Source organism: Paenibacillus sp. MAHUQ-63 (genome assembly GCF_028765165.1).
GTDB lineage: Bacteria > Bacillota > Bacilli > Paenibacillales > NBRC-103111 > Paenibacillus_E.
On sequence record NZ_JARADB010000001.1, the window covers coordinates 1885053 to 1900220 of the forward strand.

15 protein-coding genes are annotated in these 15168 nt (G+C 55.9%); all 15 read right to left on the reverse strand.

The window, feature by feature from the left end; genetic code table 11:
• Positions 1 to 157 precede the first annotated feature (157 nt).
• The gene (melA, locus tag PUT07_RS08185; RefSeq protein WP_274467367.1) at positions 158 to 1480 is read right to left on the reverse strand and encodes an alpha-galactosidase; all 1323 of its coding nucleotides are present in this window, start codon (positions 1478 to 1480) and stop codon (positions 158 to 160) included.
• A gap of 34 nt (positions 1481 to 1514) precedes the next feature.
• On the reverse strand, positions 1515 to 2288 hold the full coding sequence (locus tag PUT07_RS08190) for an SDR family NAD(P)-dependent oxidoreductase (protein ID WP_274467368.1): 774 nt from the start codon (positions 2286 to 2288) through the stop codon (positions 1515 to 1517).
• Complete coding sequence (locus PUT07_RS08195; RefSeq protein WP_274467369.1) at positions 2272 to 3114, reverse strand: SDR family NAD(P)-dependent oxidoreductase; 843 nt, start codon at positions 3112 to 3114, stop codon at positions 2272 to 2274. The genes PUT07_RS08190 and PUT07_RS08195 overlap by 17 nt, the downstream gene beginning before the upstream one ends.
• Before the next feature lie 21 nt (positions 3115 to 3135).
• Positions 3136 to 4128: a sugar phosphate isomerase/epimerase family protein gene (locus tag PUT07_RS08200; protein WP_274467371.1), complete on the reverse strand. Its 993-nt coding sequence runs from the start codon at positions 4126 to 4128 to the stop codon at positions 3136 to 3138.
• A 37-nt stretch (positions 4129 to 4165) separates the two neighbouring features.
• Positions 4166 to 4933, reverse strand: coding sequence for an SDR family NAD(P)-dependent oxidoreductase (locus tag PUT07_RS08205; protein WP_274467373.1), 768 nt, complete (start codon positions 4931 to 4933; stop codon positions 4166 to 4168).
• Positions 4930 to 5931 carry a galactitol-1-phosphate 5-dehydrogenase gene (locus PUT07_RS08210; protein WP_274467375.1) on the reverse strand — a complete coding sequence of 334 codons (1002 nt, stop codon included), beginning with the start codon at positions 5929 to 5931 and terminating at the stop codon, positions 4930 to 4932. Before PUT07_RS08210 ends, PUT07_RS08205 begins: the two co-directional genes overlap by 4 nt.
• Before the next feature lie 32 nt (positions 5932 to 5963).
• Positions 5964 to 7109, reverse strand: coding sequence for a mandelate racemase/muconate lactonizing enzyme family protein (locus tag PUT07_RS08215; RefSeq protein WP_274467376.1), 1146 nt, complete (start codon positions 7107 to 7109; stop codon positions 5964 to 5966).
• A gap of 205 nt (positions 7110 to 7314) precedes the next feature.
• Positions 7315 to 7833, reverse strand: coding sequence for a TetR/AcrR family transcriptional regulator (locus PUT07_RS08220; RefSeq protein ID WP_274467378.1), 519 nt, complete (start codon positions 7831 to 7833; stop codon positions 7315 to 7317).
• 112 nt (positions 7834 to 7945) lie between these two features.
• A complete protein-coding gene (locus tag PUT07_RS08225; protein ID WP_274467379.1) occupies positions 7946 to 8686 on the reverse strand; it encodes an SDR family oxidoreductase in 741 nt (246 codons plus the stop codon).
• Between the two features lie 454 nt (positions 8687 to 9140).
• Positions 9141 to 9728, reverse strand: coding sequence for a TetR family transcriptional regulator (locus PUT07_RS08230; protein WP_274467380.1), 588 nt, complete (start codon positions 9726 to 9728; stop codon positions 9141 to 9143).
• Between the two features lie 86 nt (positions 9729 to 9814).
• Positions 9815 to 10393, reverse strand: a complete 579-nt coding sequence (locus PUT07_RS08235) for a TetR/AcrR family transcriptional regulator (protein WP_274467382.1) — start codon at positions 10391 to 10393, stop codon at positions 9815 to 9817.
• Positions 10394 to 10445: 52 nt separating this feature from the next.
• Positions 10446 to 11543, reverse strand: a complete 1098-nt coding sequence (locus tag PUT07_RS08240; RefSeq protein WP_379239641.1) for an NADH:flavin oxidoreductase — start codon at positions 11541 to 11543, stop codon at positions 10446 to 10448.
• Between the two features lie 77 nt (positions 11544 to 11620).
• Positions 11621 to 12895, reverse strand: coding sequence for an MFS transporter (locus PUT07_RS08245; RefSeq protein WP_274467385.1), 1275 nt, complete (start codon positions 12893 to 12895; stop codon positions 11621 to 11623).
• 173 nt (positions 12896 to 13068) lie between these two features.
• Positions 13069 to 13635, reverse strand: a complete 567-nt coding sequence (locus tag PUT07_RS08250) for a CBO0543 family protein (RefSeq protein ID WP_274467386.1) — start codon at positions 13633 to 13635, stop codon at positions 13069 to 13071.
• A gap of 165 nt (positions 13636 to 13800) precedes the next feature.
• Entirely contained in the window at positions 13801 to 15105 is a 1305-nt protein-coding gene (locus PUT07_RS08255; RefSeq protein WP_274467387.1) for an ABC transporter substrate-binding protein, read from the reverse strand.
• Positions 15106 to 15168 lie beyond the last annotated feature (63 nt).

Here is a 15168-nt window from a genome sequence, read left to right on the forward strand (position 1 = left end):
GGCCAACCAGGATCACCTGGATGGGGGGCATAGCGCTTATCGGCCAAACCGTCCTGAAGGAGCACGGCATTCAACGGGAAATCAGGGACCATCCGATTATCGCACAGCTTTCTCCGGGCAACCGTTCGCTCGACAGAGGTCCCCCCTCACCACTTCACTACTGTGTGTGCCGGAACTGAGGCAGCCAAGCCTGGTTCGCCTCGAACATGCGGTCGACCATCTCTTTAATCTCGGCCAAGCTTAACACCGCTGACGTTAGCGGATCAAAGCAGACCGCGTGGAAAATGTCCCGCGGATCCCCGGTAAGCGCCCCTCGCACGGCCAGTTCCTCGCAGCGGGCGCTTGTGTTCACGAGAATCGCCAGATGATCCGGAAGCGGGCCGACGTGAATCGGGCTCAGCCGCCCTTTGGATGCCAACACCGGCACCTCCACACAGCAGCCGCGAGGCAAATTATCGATGTAGCCCATATTCCGCACATTGCCGTTGAACTCGAAGAGCGTACCGTCTCCAATGGTCGCATTGAAGATGTAAGAGGCATATTCCTCGCCGCGCCTCAGATCGACGGGGCTATCGCGCCACGTCTCCATCTGCTTATGCCAATTCCCCCGCAGCTTCTCGGCATAATGGATAATTTCGCCATAGTGTCCCGGATTCCAGCCCGTGCCGTGGGTACAGTATTTCTCGATCAAATCCGGCCGCTTGCGGAACCACGCGTTATACTCGGAGTTATGACCGCTGGATTCGGTCACATAGTAGTCCAAGTGCAGGAACATCTCGTTGCGAACCTGCTCCTCGTTGTAAATTTCCGGCCGGCTCATCACCGCTTCCCGAATTAGCGGATAGGCATCCTGCCCTTTCCATTTGTAATCCAAATAAAACGCTTGATGATTGATGCCCGCACAGCGATAAGTAATCTCCTCCATCGGCGCACCGATCCAGCCGGCCAGCATCGCAGCGGTTCCCTGCACGCTGTGGCACAAGCCCGTGACCTGAACGCTGCTCTGACTTTGCATCGCTCTGACGAGCATGGCCATCGGGTTGGAATAGTTCAGGAATATCGCCTCAGGACAATAGCGTTCGATGTCCCGGCAAAGCTCCAGCATGACGGGCACGGTGCGCAGAAACCGGAATATGCCCGCCGGTCCCCGGGTATCGCCGATATTGATATCGACGCCGTACGCTTTGGGGATTTCGATATCCGTGCGCCAGACTTCCAAGTCGCCCACGAGGATCGTGCAGACGACGCCGTCCGCTCCCGTCAGCGCCTCCGCCCGGTCGGTCGTCGCCTGCACGGTAGCCTGATATCCTCCCGCGGCGATGATGTTATCTACAGCTGTCTTGGCATAGGCCAGCCGTTCTTCCGAAATATCCATCAGAGCGATCGTGCAAGCCTCAAAAGCGGGAAACGTCAGCAAATCGCGAACCAGATTTTTGGTAAATACCAAGCTGCCTGCACCAATGAAAGCAATCTTCGTCATACCGGCATCACACTCCTCACTCGACTCACAAACCTCACAAACCTAGACCGCCGTCAACCGTCAGCTGCTGCCCGGTAACCTGACCGGCGGCATCCGAGGTGATATAAAGCACCGCGGATGCAATATCTTTGCCATTCTGCATCCGGCCCATCGGCATCCGCTGAGACGCTTGCTCCAGCGACTTCCCGTCCTCGCCGAGCGATGCGAGCCGCGCCAGCTCCCCTTCCGAAGATACCCAGCCGGGGTGGATGCAGTTCACACGAATGCGATGCTTCGCGAGAGTCCCCGCCAGATTCCGCGTCAGCGTGACGATGCCGCCTTTGGATATCGCGTAGGCCAACGTATCCGGCGCCCCTTTGGAAGCGTGCAGCGAGCCGATGTTCACGATGCTGCCGCCGCCCCTGCGGATCATGCCCGGTACGGTAGCCTGGCAGGTGAGGTATGCACCCTTAAGATTCACCCCCATGACCTTATCCCAGAACGCCTCATCGGTCTGAAATAAGTCGGCGCGGGGGAATATGCCCGCATTGTTCACGACGATGTCCAAGCCTCCGAACGCCGTCTCCGCATAAGCGACCATGTGCGCCACCTCGTCGCCCTTCGCCACGTCACAGCGGACGAATTGGGCGGGGTAGCCTTCCTGGCGCCACTGAGCGGCGACTTCTTCGCCCTGCTCGTCGTAATCCGCGATCACAACGCTCGCACCGGCGAGTAAATATTCGCCCGCGATCGCCGCTCCGATCCCTTTGGCCGCTCCCGTCACGAGCACGGTCTTGCCGATATAGCGGTAGCTAACCTGATCGCTCATCGCTTCTCCCCCTCTCCTGGAATTCGTAAGCGCCTTCGGCGGCAGCTTTCTCATAAGCGACTCGCGGAATTTGCGTCGCCAGCTTGCCGCCGCTAATATCGATCATCGTGCCGGTAATATAACCGGCATAGTCGGAAGCAAGGAAGCAGATCAGGTGAGCGACATCGCTCTTTTCCCCCCAGCGGCGCAGCGTCAGAGTGTCCAGAAGCCGCTGCTGCTGGGGCTCCTGCAGCTCGGCGAAATGGTTCATATCCGTCGGAATCATGCCCGGAGCATAGCAGTTCACCGCTATGTTCCACGGCCCCAGCTCACCGGCCAATACCCGGGTGAATTGCTCTACGCCGGCCTTGGACGACGCATACGCGGCACTGCCATAGCTCGGCACGATCGCCGCGAAGGAGGCTGCGTTCATGATGCGTCCCGACTTCTGCCGTTTCATAACCGGTGCGACGGCCTTGCACATCAGGAAGGTGCCTTTCAAGTTAATGTCGAGGTTCAGATCCCAAACCTCCTCCGAGAGCACATCCACAGGCGCTCCTCCGGCGACCCCGGCATTATTGACCAAAATATCGATACGCCCGTAGGTATCCGTCACCTGCCCAACGACGTGCTGGATCTGCCGCTCATCGCGTACATCGCACAAGTACGTGCTTCCCTTGTACCCTTCCCGGTCGAATTCTTTCTGAACATCCGCTAAGTCAGCCTCCTTAATGTCGGTGACAACCGTAACGACGCCTTCTCGCGCCAGCGCAGAAGCGATCACTCGCCCTATCCCCCGCCCGGCCCCTGTGACAATGGCAACTTTCCCCGTTAAATCAATGTGCATGGCCTTCCGTCCCCTCTCCGTTCACAATGTCTGCCGAATGGCCCGGCTGCGTTCTTGGAGTGTATGCTGCATATAGGCCAAGCTCGATAACAACTGCCGCTGTTCGTAGGCGGCGACGTCCTCCTCCGGTGCCCGCTTCTCGTAAGGCGTGCGCCAATCGCCTGCCGGTCTGGCTTCCGCCTGTACGAACCGCAGCAGCTTCGCCAGCTGTGACGCCGACCTCGGCGGGTAGTCCCGCCAATAATCGTCACAGAGAACTCGCGTATGGCGGGCTTCCAGCGCCCCGAGCTCCATCGACATAGACACCTCCGGACAAAATACAGCGAACACGTCGAATAAGGCTGAGAAATCAACCGCGCCTTGCCCGAGCGGACAGCGCACGAGCCGGTAGCCCTCATCGCTTAAATAGATCCAATAATCCTTCAAGTGAACATGCTTGAGGTGGGGGCCGATCCGCTTCGCGAATTCAACCGGCTCCTCCGCCGTAGCGAGCGGATTGCCGGTATCCAGCGTAATGCCGAAGCTCGGCGAGCCAATCTCCTCGCAGAGCCAGATCAGCTCCTCGGAAGCGAGGTCCTGATGGTTCTCTACCGCGAGCGTAACACCTGCCTGCTCTGCCGCTCTCGCCGCCTCTCCCAATCCGGCCAGCACTTCCTGCATGAAATCGTGCCACCGCCCAGCCATCCGCCGCCGGTCGCCGCCGAAATCCGCACCGCCGACGACCGTCCTTACGACCTTCGCGCCCAGCCTTGCAGCCGCTTCGATCGCATGCTTCAGCGGCTGCGGGTCATAGCCCCCTGAGGCTATAACGAGATAGTGGCCGCGAGCCTGAGCCGTGCGAGCCAAGCTGGCGGCATCCTCCCCCTCCAGCAGCGACAGGGGGAGCTCTATGCCTTGGAGTCCGTACTGTGCGGCTTGATCCAGCAGCTCGGAGGCCTTAATGCGCGGACGTTTCGCTTGCGGATGAATGCCCATCATGAACGTTGTGCCGTATACGGCAAGACCTAGTTTCATACCCGTTCCCCTCTCCTCGGTAAGCGGCTTCCTGCCGCTACCGCGCCGTCCAACCGCCGTCAACGACCATTGAAGCCCCCGTCATGAAGCTGGAAGCGTCAGAGGCCATATAAATAATGGCGCCGACGATCTCCTCCGGTCTCCCCCACCGTCCGAGTGCGATATTGTCCACGAAGAACCGGTTCGCCTCCGGATTGTTCATCACAACCGTGTTAAGCTCGGTCGCGATCGGACCGGGGCACAGCGCGTTCACTGTAATATTGTACGGCGCCCATTCCAGAGCAAGTACCTTCGTGAGCTGTATGAGACCGCCCTTGCTGGAGCAGTAGGCTCCCCTCTCCGGAAGCGCGATGCTGCCCAGCATGGAAGACATATTGATCACTCTGCCGTAGCGCTGGCTTTTCATCGTTTTGGCCACAGCGCGCGCGCACAGAAACGGCGCCTTCAAATTCGTATGTTGCACGAGGTCCCAACTCGCCTCATCGAAATCCTCAATCGGCTTCCGCACGTTAATCCCGGCGTTATTGATCAAAATATCGATCCGGCCGAACGCCCCGACGGCGGCATCGACCATCGCCTCGACCTGCTCGGCGGAGGTGACGTCCGCGGCCAGACCGAGCGCGCGCCTGCCAGTTGCCGCGGCGATACTTTGCGCCGCCGCCTCCGCCTTCGCCAGATCACGGCTCGTCACGATGACGTCAGCCCCGGCCTGGGCTAGAGCCTCAGCCATCACGTAGCCCAGCCCCCCTGTTCCGCCAGTAATCAAAGCGATGCGGCCATCCAATTTGAATATATCCAAGCTCATCGCATCCTGTCCCCTTCCCCGTTCAGCGCGAATAAGATTTTGGCGATTTTGCCCGGGCTCTTGATTAGCGTCTCAAAGCAAGCGCCCCCGTCTTCGAGAGGAGCGAGCTGTGTCCATGGCGATAAGGATACACGTCCCTCGCTGATCCACTGAAGAGCCGTCTCGAAATCGTCGGTGTGATAGGCGAAAGCGCCGGTCATTTGGATTTCACTGCGGATGATGGCATTAATGGGCAGCCGGCTTGCTTCTTCATGCAGTCCCGTGAAGATGACCCGGCCCCCCGGTTTGACCGACTCCACGCAGGCCTGGCGGGTGAGCTCCATGCCGACGGCATCGATCGCGGCGTCATACGTCTCGCCGGTGACGCTCGCCGCTGTCACGGCCCCCAGCTCGCGGGCGATCTCCAGCCGCTGCTCGTTGATGTCGACGACCATGATATGCCTCAGGCCGTACACCTTCGCCGCCTGCAGCGCCAGCAGGCCGATCGGCCCTCCGCCCATAATGAGCAGCCGGTCCGTCGGGAGCGGCCGGAGCAGCTTGCAGATGTGCACCGCACAGGCAAACGGCTCGGCGAAAGCGCCTTCATCCATTGAAACATGATCCTCCAGCCGGTACACGTTCTTCTCCGCAATCGCAACATACTCCGCGAATGCTCCGGGACGGTGCGCCCCGATCAGTTTGCGCTCCGGGCACAGCTGCGCAGCCCCGTTCGTACAGGCGCGGCAGCGCCCGCAGGAGACGAGCGGATTCGCCGTCACCCGGTCCCCTTGGCGCAGCCGGCTGCTGCCGCTCGCGGCCAGTGCAACGGTGCCGGAGAATTCGTGCCCCATAATGAGCGGCGGCTTCCGCAAGGAATTGTGTCCCAAGTAGCCGCCAAGCTCGGAGCCGCAGATGCCAGCCCGCTCCACGCGGATTAACACTTCATCCGGTCCGGGCACAGGCTGCTCCACTTCCCTCATGATCATCGTGCTCGGCCCTTCGTAAACTAAAGCCTTCACGCGCACCCCTCCTTAACAGGCTCTCAGCTTATTCAATGCTTCTCGCGCTTCTCCCAGCCCTGCTTGAACAAGGGAAGCCAATGACCGGGATCATAGGGATGCTTCGCAATCTCCTCCAGGTTCAGATCGATCCCCAAACCCGGACCTTCAGGCGGCAGCAAATATCCGCGGTTCACTTTGAGCGGAGGCGTCAGCAGCTCTTCTTCCCAAGGCTCATTAAATTCATCGAATATTTCATGGATATAGAAATTCGGCGTCGCCATATTCAAATGCGCACAAACGACCGAACAGATCGGGCCTTGTGCGCTGTGCGGAGCCGTCACCCCGTTATGCGCATGCACCATGCCGCATATTTGTTTCGAAGCGGAGATCCCCAGATACTGCGGCTCCAGCTGAATGATATGTACTGCGTCGTGCTTCAGCAGCTCGGCGAACTGCTCGCGATTATAATAGTCCTCGCCGCAAGCGACAGGCACCGGGCTGCGCCGCGCCACCTCGACCATGGAGGAGATCCGCTGCGGCGGCACCGGCGCTTCGAACCAAGCCGGCTCATAGGGCAGCATAGCCTCTGCGAATTGGAGCGCCGTGTGGACGCTGAACCGGTTATGCCCTTCAATCAAAATGTCGACCTCCGGGCCGACCGCTTCGCGAACCGCCGCGATAATCTCCAGGCCGGTCTGAAAGTCTTTGCGCTCCACCGTCCGCCAAGCGTTGCCGAAGGGATCGAATTTCAAAGCCGTATAGCCTCTGGCGACGACATCCTTCGCCTTGTCATGGAAGCTTTGCGGATCGCGCGGCCCCCGGTACCAGCCGTTCGCATAGCAGCGCAGCTTCTCGTGGCATTTGCCGCCCAGCAGCTTATACAGCGGCTGCCCCGCTTCTTTGCCGATAATATCCCAGCAAGCGGTTTCAATTGCGGCCAGCGCCGAGCCCTGGATTTGTCCGCCATCCGAGTACACGTCACGCGTCATCTTGAGGGCGATCGTCTCCACATCATGAACGTCCATCCCGATGTACAGATGCTTCAGCTCGTGAACCGCCGCCTCCACCGTTTTGGCGAATCCGTTCAAGGTGCCTTCTCCGATACCATAAACGCCATCCTTCGTGTGCAATTTAACGAACAGCCAATTTTTCCACGAGTTCCCGACGATAAACGTTTCTACGTTCGTAATGATCATGGGGCTACCTGTCCTTTCACTTTTCTATCCTAGCATGGGTCGAAGTGCTAACAAGCTTTCATAAGCATTGTAACAAATATGATGCCGCCGATATTTGCCCAAAGGAGAGAACATGTTGGACTTTTCCGAAAAAAAAGAGGCCCGCCTTTCGGCGACCCCATAAATTATTGATCGAACAATCAACAATATTCAAAAAAATTTGATGCTATTTTTTTAGCATCAAATCCGGCATATCCAACGCTAAAGAAACGTTGCACAGCATGCCTCTTGCCAAAAAGTTGGAAGTACGCTCCTCCGCCTGCTCCATGCCCGCTTCCTGAAAAGCTTGCAGGACAAACTGCTTCACGTCCTCCATCCCTTTCCTCATGGCCGCGCGGATCGGCGGTTCTTGGATCGTCTGCGCTTGCATCTGCAGCAAAATCTCATTCCGGTGCGATTGCATGACAGCCTCATAGGCTCGGATAAAGCCTTCCTCCAGCCGGTCGGCCGACGACGTCATCTTCACCTGCCCGAACGTTTCGAGAATTCGCTGCCAGGAGACTTCCAACGCCGCCACAAGCAGCGACTCCTTGGTGAAGAACCGATAGACGTACGGCTGGGAGATCGCTGCGCGTTCGGCAACCTGTGCCGTGGTCGCGCGATAATAGCCAAGCTCGGCAAATATCTCGACGGCGGCGGAGATGATATCCTTGCGCCGATCGGAAGACGTGACACCCTTAACCAATCGTAGTGACCTCCTTTGCAAATTAAAAAGCTCAGATAGTAATTGATCAATCACTATCTGAGCTTAGTATAGATGATCCCTGCGGATAATGCAAGACATCGTAGGCTTTGGATTAAACCATTCCGCCATTCACTCGGATCGTTTGGCCCGTAATCCACCGCGACTCTTCGCTGGCCAAGAACAGCACGACCCCTGCGATGTCCTCCGGTTCTCCCAATCTTCCGAAAGCGTTCAGATTTTGAATGGCTTGAATTTGCTGCTCGGACTTGCCGGCTGTGAACAGCTCCGTATTCACCGGGCCGGGGGCAACTGTATTGATCGTAATCCCTGCCGGAGAGAATTCCTTCGCAAGCTGGCGCGAGAACTGTTCAACGGCTCCTTTGGAGCCTACATATACGCTGTAAGTCGGGAACATCATGCCGGCGACGGACGTTGAGAAATTAATGATGCGCCCGCCTTTATTCATATGCTTCAATGCCTGCTGACAAGCGAAAAACGTACCTTTGGCATTAATCGCAAACTGTTGGTCATAATCTTCCTCCGTCACAGCGGCAAGCGGTTTGGTCACCATAATCCCGGCATTATTGACGAGAATGTCGATTTGCCCGTACGCCTCGAGCGCCGCCAGAAACAGCTTCTCGATCTCGGCAACACGACTCACGTCCGCTCTGACCGCGATGGCTTCCCCGCCGTTCGCCTTGATACGAGCTACAACCTCTTCCGCCGGTACCGGGTTGCTGGCGAAATTAATGATGACCTTCGCGCCGCTGCCGGCCAGCCTTTCTGCGATTTCGCGCCCGATGCCGCGGGATGCGCCTGTAACGATAGCTACTTTACCGGATAAATGATTCATGGGATTAATCCTCCTTATTAATTCATGATTGTCTTGTTGATTTCATTATATGCATATCCACAACAAATTACAAGTGACAAATTTATAATTTTGTCATTTGATAATCAAAAAGCCATCTTCAGCCTCTCTCACCGTCCATCTTCCCCCCGGCTCTTCGTCGCATAGGAATGTCCCCTCCGATTTACCAAAACGGGCCGCTTGTACACGTTCGCTTCTCAAGCCCGGTATTCACAGGTTTAATTCACATCTATCCTGTCCAATGGGGCGCGATTACCCACCTCCTGAATCCATTCAATCGAATGCTTTGCATCCCAGCTGATTCTATTCGAAAAATCATATAGATGATCAATATGGCATCTGGTATCACAATCGCTCTCAGACAAACCAAAAAAACCTAGCGAATACTCGCTAGGTTCATCCTCTTCGGCTGTCCATCTCCTGCGCCCGCTCAATCTCACTCGCGAATCCCCGTGAGAATCAACTCCCACACGAGCTCGAACTCCGTGTCAATGTCAGGCGAAGACCACTCGTAGCTATGGGACGGATGGTGGAATCGCGTCGTCGCGATGAACACCGCCTTAGCCATCGCCTCCGGCTGACCGGAGCGAAACTCCTTGGTCCCGATCCCGTCGGCGATGATCCGTGTCATTTGGCCGATCAGATGATCGACGTGCGCCGCAACAATCTCCACGGCTCCAAGTGTAACGGAGGTATACATCCCGAACATCTCGGGATCTTCGATGACATGCTTTCGCTTGCTCTGGATCAGCGTTCGCAGCCACAGCCGCAGCCTGTCCGCCGCGCTGCCCTCCGCTCGCTCCGCTATCTCCTGCAGCGGGTCGGCGATCCTGAGCAGCCAACGCTCCGTAACGGCCTCGCGCAGCGCCGCTTTGCTCGGAAAGTGCCGATACAACGTCCCATGGCTCACTTGCAAAGCCTTGGCAACATCGACGACAGACGTCTTCTCCGGGCCGTAGCGCCGAAGCACTTGTTCCGCCGCCTCAAGAATAGCCTCTTTCGTTAATGGTTGATCATTTGCCATGACGGTTCTCCCTTAATGCATGATTCTCATCATACCATAAGGTTCTGGCAGGCCTAAAGTATCAATGATTGTTTTCTGTCATTCATTCAATCCAACAGAGAAAGCGTAGTGTCCACAATGGCTTGCAGCTTGGCCCGGTCCCCCGTCGTTTTCACCAGTACCCGCAGCCCGAGCAGCCCATTATTCAGAAATTGCGCCAGCTGAGCATCCTCATGGCGGCTGGTGATCTCGCCGCTCTTCCGCCCGCGCTGAATAAGCTCAAGCAGCCGGGCTTCCGTACTGGAGAAGCTCTGATTGACCTTCTCTGCCGCCTCCTCGTCGTGAATCGCCAGCTCCACGGCTGTATTGACCATCAGACATCCTTTGGACGGGAACTCACTCTTGCTAATGGTATGTTCGAACATATGTCTAATCGCTTGTTTCGGTGAAAGGCGATCATCGGCATCGCGACGGAGAATAGCCGTATCCATTAATTCATCATACTTGTCCATGATTCGCATGAACAATTCGTGCTTGTCTCCGAACGTATCATAGATGCTGCGGCGATGAATGCCCATGCCGTTGACCAGATCCTGCATGGACGTCTTCTCATAGCCTTTCTCCCAGAATACGTCCATCGCTTTGCGAAGTACGGTATTAATCTCGAATTCTTTGCTTCTAGCCATACGCGACCTCCTTTGTACAGAGATTAGTATAGCATTTCAGGCCGCATGATCACTAGAAAAGCTCGGTTAAGCGGTCGGATGTGTAAGGAATAATCTCGTTATCCCTTCCTTCGCGAATTTTGACCGCCCATTCCGGATCCGCCAAGATGGCGCGCCCGATCGCAGCCAGGTCGAACTCGCCGCGGTCCATCCGCTCCAACAGCTTATCGATCAAACCATGCTCCTCATGCTGTCCGTAAGGCTCGGTTTCAAGCCCCACGGAACCGACCGTCATCGTCGGCTTGCCAGTCAGCTTCTTCGTCCAGCCGGCCAGATTCAGGTCGGATCCCGGGAACTCCGGCTCCCAGAAACGGCGCGTCGAGCAGTCGAACATATCGACGCCCGCTTCCACTAGCGGAGCCAGAAACTGGCCGAGCTCCTCGGGCGTCTTGGCCAGCTTGGCCTCATACGAACCGGTCTTCCACTGCGAGATGCGCAGTACGAGAGGGAAGTCCGGCCCTACCGACTGGCGGCAAGCTTCGATGATTTCAACGGCGAACCGGGTACGCCGGACTAAGTCGCCTCCGTAACGGTCCGTGCGCCGGTTCGTTTTGTCCCAGAAGAACTGGTCGATCAAATAGCCATGCGCCCCGTGCAGCTCGACTCCGTCGAAGCCCAGCTTCTTGGCATGGGCTGCGGCATCGGCGAACGCTCGGACCACTTTGGCAATTTCCTCTTCCGTCATCGGCTCTCCCGCCTTCTCTCCCATCAGATCAATGCCGGAAGGGGAGATCGAGGGCGCCTCCAAATTCGGCTCCGACCGAATTCTCCTCGTTATGCCGACATGCCAGAGCTGGGGCATAATTTTGCCGCCTGCGGCATGCACGTCCTTCACGACGCGGGCCCAGCCGTCCAAAGCGGCGTCGCCGTGAAAGTTCGGGATGTTCGGGTCGCCCGTTGCGGCCGGATGATCGATAACGGTTCCTTCCGTCACAATCAGGCTAACGCCATTCTCGGCTCTTCTGCGGTAATAGGCGGCTACGTCGGCCCCCGGCACGCCTTCAGGCGAGAAGCTGCGGGTCATCGGGGCCATGACGATCCGGTTGGACAAGGATAACGTTTTAAGCGAAAAAGGCTGAAATAACGATTGAACGGATTGCTTGTAAACCATACTCATCGGTTTCCCTCCAAATTTCGTACATCACGAAAGATCGTCCTTGTTACCTTCTCCTTATACCGGCTGAATTATTAAGCGACGGATCCTGCCGCCGCTGCGGCTCTGCTTCTATGAATGCGCAGTGCGATGACGGCAGCCAGCAGACACACGAAGCCTGCGGCCACGAACGGCACCGTGTAGCTGCCAAGCAGTTCGCGCAGGAAGCCCGCGCCATAAGCGGCCGTTGAAGCGCCGGCCTGGTGAGCGACAAGAATCCAGCCGAAGATCATGCCGGCCTTCTCTCTGCCGAACGCATCCGACGTCAGCTTCACCGTCGGCGGAACCGTTGCAATCCAATCCAAGCCATAGAAGACTGCGAATATCGTAAGCTGCGTATAACCGCTGCCCAGTGCGTTAGGCAGGAAAATCAGCGAAAGTCCGCGCAGCCCGTAATACCAGAATAGCAGCCATCTGCTGTCGAAACGGTCCGATAACCAGCCCGAGAACGTTGTGCCCACAAGATCGAAAATGCCCATTAAAGCAAGCAGACCTGCAGCCGTAACGATCGGGATATTGCTATCTCCGCAGGCTGCAATCAGATGAGTGCCGATAAGACCATTCGTTGAAAAGCCGCAGAAGAAGAACGTCCCTGCGAGCAGCCAAAACGTCCCGCTCCGCATCACGGAAACAAGTGTAAGAATTGGAGTCATAAACAGATTTCCTTGGAACGGTGCCGGTTTCACGACATCCGTCGTACCAAGCGCGGCAGCCCCAACGTCATACGGATGATTCCTCATCCATATGGCAACGATCGGCAGCAAGAGCAGGACCGCGCCCATGAGTGTATAGACGGCATACCTCCAACCGTCCGCACTCGTGATCCTGGCGAGCAGCGGAAGGAACAGCAGCTGCCCTGTCGCCGCGCTCGCTGTCAGCAAGCCGACAACCAAGCCCTTATGCTTGACGAACCAGCGGTTCGCCACGGTAACCCCCAGCACGTTGGCTAACGCGCCGGTGCTGAGTCCGCCAAGGACGCCCCACAGCAGCATCAGCTGCCATACGGCTGTAATAAGCGGGGTTAATCCCAGGGAAAGCACCATGAACAGCATGGCGACGATCATCGTTCGCCTCACGCCGAATTTAGCCAGCATCGCGGCTGAGAATGGACCGATGAATCCATAGAGCAGGATGCGAATGGAAATAACGCCCGATATGGCAGCGCGGTCCCAGCCGAATTCCTTCTCCAACGATTGAATAAGAACGCTTGGGAAAGAGCTGATTCCCGCGGATACAAGCAGCGTCAGGAAGACGATCCCGATGACGAACCACCCATAGTAAAATTTGGACTTCGGTTGTTCCTGCAACATGAACGATCACACCTTTCTTTATCGTGAACGATATATTCGTGAATCGCAATGAAGATCTCGCCATTCGGGAATGATCATTCTAAAATATATTTGTATACTATACGATCCGGTCGCACATTGTCAATAAAAAAAGAACACTTCGATCGCCCCATCGAAATGTTCTCTCAGCGAAATCATCTCTCGGCAGAGATCTCCGCACGATCAACCCGATTTTCCACGTACATCGGATAACGATTTTCATCCAGTCCGGGATGAACCGAACCGACGCTAGCCAGCCTCTCTGCAGGCACTATTCTTCTAAGCAAGCCTACTAAACCGCGAATCGTAAACAATGTAAAATTGATCGAAGCGAACGTATGCAGCACGGTCCATGACTTCCATTCGAACAGCTTGGTTTTCTTCTCCAGCGCCCATTGCAAGAGAGACATCGGTGCACTGAAGTAAAGGCTTTTGGTTATCATTTCCATGGGTTTGGAATGATAAGTCATTCTGACCCAGATCACACTTAACAACGGATAGAACAGGAAGTCGTACAGGATATTCGCCTCGAAGATTCGGGCGAACGGCCGAGCCGGATAGGCAATCTTTTTTCGCTTGATAAAATAGGAGTCCAGCGTCACCGACAGCACACATTTGGCAAAGAACACAACCAAGAGCATCAACAAGTTCCTACGCTTTAAAACAAATGGGATTGAGGCCGCAGAAGCCAGAAACAACCCCCTCAGTAGCAGCTTTTCCATAACGGTTATCTCCTTATCAATTCGTTCTTTGACAACTAGTGTGCTATCAAATGCCAGTAATTATGAGTGCATAATGTGAAATTGCTAGAATGAAGTGCTAGAAATACTTGTATATTTGCCAGAAAAATGAAAAGAGCCTCGCTGGTTAGCGGGCTCCATCCTCTTTTACTGGTATTCTTTGGCCTTCTTCACAAGCTCGTCATAACCCGCTTCCGGGGTCAGCTTGCCGAACATCACTTTCTGCGCGATATCCGGATAGTCCTTGGCCGTATAGTTGCTCCAACCTTTAGCGCCCGGATTGAACGCTTGAGCGTCGGTAGCCACATTTTTGATCAAATCGATTTGCAGCTTGTCGGCCGCAGTCAGCTTCGGTGTCAAGTAATCGAGCATCTTCTTGGAAACGGGAATACCGCGGGTCGTCGTCAGAATGTCGGCTGCTTCCTGGTCGTTAATGAACCAGTCAATGAACTTCTTGGATTCTTCCACATATTTGGAATCACTGCTGATCGACCAGAACATCGAAGGCTTCAGGAAGCCTGCGGATTGAGCCCCTTTCGGCAGCGTCACCATGCTGTAAACGCCCGGCTTCACGCCCTCGAATCCCGGGAACAATGCCGCGAACCCTTGTCTTGCCAAGATCGAGCCGTTGTTCATGAGATCCATCTGGGCATCCGACTCTTTATCCGTAGCTGTGATATCCGCCGGCGGAACCACGCCTTCTTTGCGCAGCTCTGCATACTTGTTCACGAACTTCAGCCATGTTTCCTTATCGAAATTGAATTTGCCGTCCGCCGTTACCGGATAGCCTTTGCCTTGGCTGATTTGATAGGACGCATAGAACGTGTAATCCTTCGTGTTGTCTTGCAGCGCGTATTTGTCCTTCTCCAGCTTCGCTTTGGCGTCTTTACCGAATTGGAAATATTGATCCCAAGTCCAGCCGTTCGCCGGTCCTTGAATGCCGAGTTTATCGACCGCATTTTTGTTGAAAATTTCGCCGATCGCATTGTTGCCTAACGGAACGGCATAGAGCTTGTCCTTATACTTGCCGGAGTCCACCAGCGATTTGTCGACATCGGCCACATTGATCCCTTGGGACAAGTCAGCCAATTGATTGCGTCCTGCGTATTCGGACAACCACACCGGGTCCATCTGAATAATATCAGGCGCGTTCTTCGCGGCCGCTTGCGTCGCCAGCTTGTCCGCATAGCCGTCGAATCCGGAGAACTCCGGCTCGAACGTCACGTTCGGATGCTTCTTGGTATAGGCGTCCAGCGCCTTCAATGTAGCGTCATGTCTCGTCTGCGAGCCCCACCATACGATACGGAGCTTCACGGGTTTCGTACTATTGGAGGCTGCCGAAGCTGCAGGTTTGTCTCCGCTTCCTGCCGTTTTAGCCCCGCAAGCAGCCAGGCTTGCCGCTATCAATGCTGTCATGGAGAGCAGTCCCCATCGTTTCAAATGCAATTTCATATCTATAAACCCCTTCCTGAAAGCGTTTTATTCTTATCTTCATTATATAAACAGGAGGTGGCT

Coding starts and splice junctions, on each gene's coding strand:
- PUT07_RS08245 (WP_274467385.1), bottom strand. CDS start 12,895: ATGTTGCAGGAACAACCGAAGTCCAAATTTTACTATGGGTGGTTCGTC.
- PUT07_RS08230 (WP_274467380.1), bottom strand. CDS start 9,728: ATGGCAAATGATCAACCATTAACGAAAGAGGCTATTCTTGAGGCGGCG.
- PUT07_RS08235 (WP_274467382.1), bottom strand. CDS start 10,393: ATGGCTAGAAGCAAAGAATTCGAGATTAATACCGTACTTCGCAAAGCG.
- PUT07_RS08225 (WP_274467379.1), bottom strand. CDS start 8,686: ATGAATCATTTATCCGGTAAAGTAGCTATCGTTACAGGCGCATCCCGC.
- melA (WP_274467367.1), bottom strand. CDS start 1,480: ATGACGAAGATTGCTTTCATTGGTGCAGGCAGCTTGGTATTTACCAAA.
- PUT07_RS08250 (WP_274467386.1), bottom strand. CDS start 13,635: ATGGAAAAGCTGCTACTGAGGGGGTTGTTTCTGGCTTCTGCGGCCTCA.
- PUT07_RS08240 (WP_379239641.1), bottom strand. CDS start 11,543: ATGGTTTACAAGCAATCCGTTCAATCGTTATTTCAGCCTTTTTCGCTT.
- PUT07_RS08255 (WP_274467387.1), bottom strand. CDS start 15,105: ATGAAATTGCATTTGAAACGATGGGGACTGCTCTCCATGACAGCATTG.
- PUT07_RS08200 (WP_274467371.1), bottom strand. CDS start 4,128: ATGAAACTAGGTCTTGCCGTATACGGCACAACGTTCATGATGGGCATT.
- PUT07_RS08215 (WP_274467376.1), bottom strand. CDS start 7,109: ATGATCATTACGAACGTAGAAACGTTTATCGTCGGGAACTCGTGGAAA.
- PUT07_RS08205 (WP_274467373.1), bottom strand. CDS start 4,933: ATGAGCTTGGATATATTCAAATTGGATGGCCGCATCGCTTTGATTACT.
- PUT07_RS08190 (WP_274467368.1), bottom strand. CDS start 2,288: ATGAGCGATCAGGTTAGCTACCGCTATATCGGCAAGACCGTGCTCGTG.
- PUT07_RS08195 (WP_274467369.1), bottom strand. CDS start 3,114: ATGCACATTGATTTAACGGGGAAAGTTGCCATTGTCACAGGGGCCGGG.